Genomic DNA, 2,761 nt, shown 5'->3' with positions numbered 1-2,761 from the left:
GCGACCGTCCCCCCGGTCGCGGCCGCCTCTTTTCAGCTAGTGAGATTAGGCCGCCAGCGCGGCGACGCGAACGGATCGACCGCGACGGATATCCAGCCAATTGACGATTTCAAAGCCGCCGTCGAACCGTTCGATGAGAGCTGTGCAACTTTCGACCCAGTCGCCATCGTTTAGGTAGCGCACCCCATCAAACTCGCGAATCTCGGCCTTGTGGATGTGCCCGCAGATCACCCCGGCCACGCCACGCCTCCGCGCCTCATCAGCCATGGCGGTTTCAAATCGGTCGATGAACGCAACGGCGTCCTTCACCTTGTGCTTCAGGAAGGCCGAGAGGCTCCAGTAGTTCAGGCCGAACAGTCGTCGCGCCCGGTTAAAGTGGGTGTTGAGCGCGATCAGCGCCCGGTAGCTCCAGTCTCCCAGGAACGCCAACCAGCGGGCGTTCTGCACCACGCCGTCGAACTCATCGCCATGGGTCACCAGATAGCGCCGCCCATCGGCCGCCTCATGGATTGCGTCCCGCGCGACCACGACGCCACCAAAGTGCACGCCGCAGAAATCGCGGATTACCTCATCATGATTGCCGGGGATGTAGACAACTTTCACGCCGCGCCGGGCCAGCCGGAGCAGTTTCTGGACCACGTCGTTATGCGCCTGCGGCCAATGCCATCCAGACTTCAGCTTCCACCCGTCGACGATGTCGCCCACCAGGTAGAGCGTCTCGCAATCCAGCGCTCGGATGAACTCCAGCAACAGCTCGGCCTGGCAGCCGCGCGTGCCCAAGTGGATGTCCGAGATAAAGGCGGCCCGACAGCGGACCGCGACGTGCGTCTCGTGCATGGCGCCCCCCCAACGGCCCCGCAGGATTTCGCTGAGTCGATGACGGGGCCGTGACGCCCTTTCAGCCCTCAGCGTCGAGGGCGTAACCGGCCGACCGCACCGTGCGGATCAGGTCGGGCTGACCGGCCTGCCGCAGCGCCTTGCGCAGACGTCCCACATGCACATCGACGGTGCGAACTTCGACATAGGTGTTGGAACCCCAGACCGCGTCCAGCAGGCGCTCACGGCTGAACACCCGGCCGGGCCTCTGCATGAGGAAGTCGAGCAGACGATACTCGGTCGGCCCGAGATGAACGTCCTGTCCATTGCGGGTCACGCGATGCCGGCCGCGATCCAACGCCAGATCCGCGTACTCGAGACGCTCTTCGACCAGCTCGGGCCGCGTTCGGCGCAAGAGCGCCCTAATCCGCGCCACCAGTTCGCTCATGGCGAAGGGCTTGACTAGGTAATCGTCCGCGCCGGTGTCCAGGCCCCGGACCTTGTCGGATTCCTCGCCTCGCGCGGTCAGCATCAGCACCGGGATGCGTCGCGTTTCCGGTCCGGCGCGCAACTGGCGGCAGACCTCCACGCCCGAGACTTTGGGCAGCATCCAGTCCAGGACGATCAAGTCCGGTGGCTCCTCGGAAATCTTGAGAAGCGCCTCCTCGCCGTCGGCGGCGCGGTCGGCCCGGAAGCCCTCTTTGACAAGATTGTAGTCGAGCAGGGTCGCCAGAGCGTCCTCATCCTCAACGACTAGAACATAAGGATTCACGCGTTTCGGCCCTCCACGGCCGCATTTGGCAGGCTTACCTTGGGCCGCTCGCCCTGGAGTTCTTGGCCGGTCATCTGGAAGTGCAGGATTTCGGCGATGTTGGTGGCGTGGTCACCGATCCGCTCTAGGTTCTTCGCCACGAACAGCAGGTGGGCGCCCGAGGCCACAGAGTCCGGCCCATTGGACATGTGAACCAGCAGTTCGCGGAACAGGCTCTCGTAGTGCTCGTCCACCTCGCCGTCGCGCCGCCAGACATCCAGAGCGGGCTCTACGTCGCCGGCGGCGTAGGCATCCAGAACAGCGCGCAGCCGCGAGGAAACCAGGCGTCCCAGGCGTTCGATCGCCCCGGTCAGCGGCAACAGCGGTTCTCCGGCCGAGAGCACGAGGCTCCGCTTGGCCATGTTTCGGGCCAAGTCGCCGCAGCGTTCCAGATTCATCGCCAGCTTAAGCGTCGAAATCGCGCGCCTCAGGTCGGCCTCACCGGGGTGATGGTGGGCGATCAGCGCAAGCGCCCGGCGCTCCACCTCCGCCTGCAAGGTATCCAGGCGCAGATCACGCACGATCAGCGCCTGAGCCAGCGCCACATCCCGCCGCACCACCGCATCGACGGCGTCGACCACCTGCGCTTCTGCCAATCCGCCCATGCGGATGACCTCAGCCACGAGCTGGCGCAATTCGGCCGAATAGGAACGAGTCACGAAGGCCTCTCCGTCGTGGCGCCCCATCGCCACGCCACTTGGGTCGGCGCGGAAACTAATTCGATCGGGCGACAATTTTGCGACACCCGCGTCGGGCGCCGTCAGGCGCTCGCCGGAGCCATCGGAAGATAGACGCTGAAAGTGGCGCCTTCACCCTCGGCGCTTTCGACGATCAGGCCGCCCCGATGGCGATTGACCACGTGCTTGACGATCGCCAGTCCCAGCCCGGTCCCCCCGGTGCGTTGCCCTTCGACCCGGTAGAACCGTTCGGACAGGCGCGGCAAATGCTGACGCGCAATGCCCGGTCCCTGGTCGGTGACGCGCAAGACCACATAGGCCCGGGCCTCACTCGCATCCGGCGACAGCAACGACAGACCAATGCCCGACCGGCTGGGCGCGCGAGCAGCTTCAGAATTCGCGGCGGCCGCCAGCTGAACGCGAACCTGCCCACCCCGTCCCGTGTACTTCACGGCGT

Annotated in this window: 4 protein-coding genes; all 4 read right to left on the bottom strand. The window is 65.4% G+C overall.

Annotation, left to right across the window (positions count from 1 at the left end):
- Positions 1–45: 45 nt before the first annotated feature.
- The gene (locus tag ACIQ3R_RS17255) at positions 46–837 is read right to left on the bottom strand and encodes a UDP-2,3-diacylglucosamine diphosphatase (protein ID WP_397420082.1); all 792 of its coding nucleotides are present in this window, start codon (positions 835–837) and stop codon (positions 46–48) included.
- 61 nt (positions 838–898) lie between these two features.
- Positions 899–1,588 carry a phosphate regulon transcriptional regulator PhoB gene (gene phoB / locus ACIQ3R_RS17250; RefSeq protein ID WP_397420081.1) on the bottom strand — a complete coding sequence of 230 codons (690 nt, stop codon included), beginning with the start codon at positions 1,586–1,588 and terminating at the stop codon, positions 899–901.
- Entirely contained in the window at positions 1,585–2,286 is a 702-nt protein-coding gene (gene phoU, locus ACIQ3R_RS17245) for a phosphate signaling complex protein PhoU (protein ID WP_397420080.1), read from the bottom strand. The genes phoB and phoU overlap by 4 nt, the downstream gene beginning before the upstream one ends.
- Positions 2,287–2,387: 101 nt before the next feature.
- Positions 2,388–2,761, bottom strand: a 374-nt coding sequence (locus ACIQ3R_RS17240) for a sensor histidine kinase (RefSeq protein ID WP_397420079.1), incomplete at its 5' end; no start/stop codon positions are given.

Origin of the sequence: Phenylobacterium sp. (genome assembly GCF_044371015.1) — a bacterium.
Classification (GTDB): domain Bacteria; phylum Pseudomonadota; class Alphaproteobacteria; order Caulobacterales; family Caulobacteraceae; genus Phenylobacterium.
This window is presented reverse-complemented; position numbering and strand designations above follow the sequence as displayed.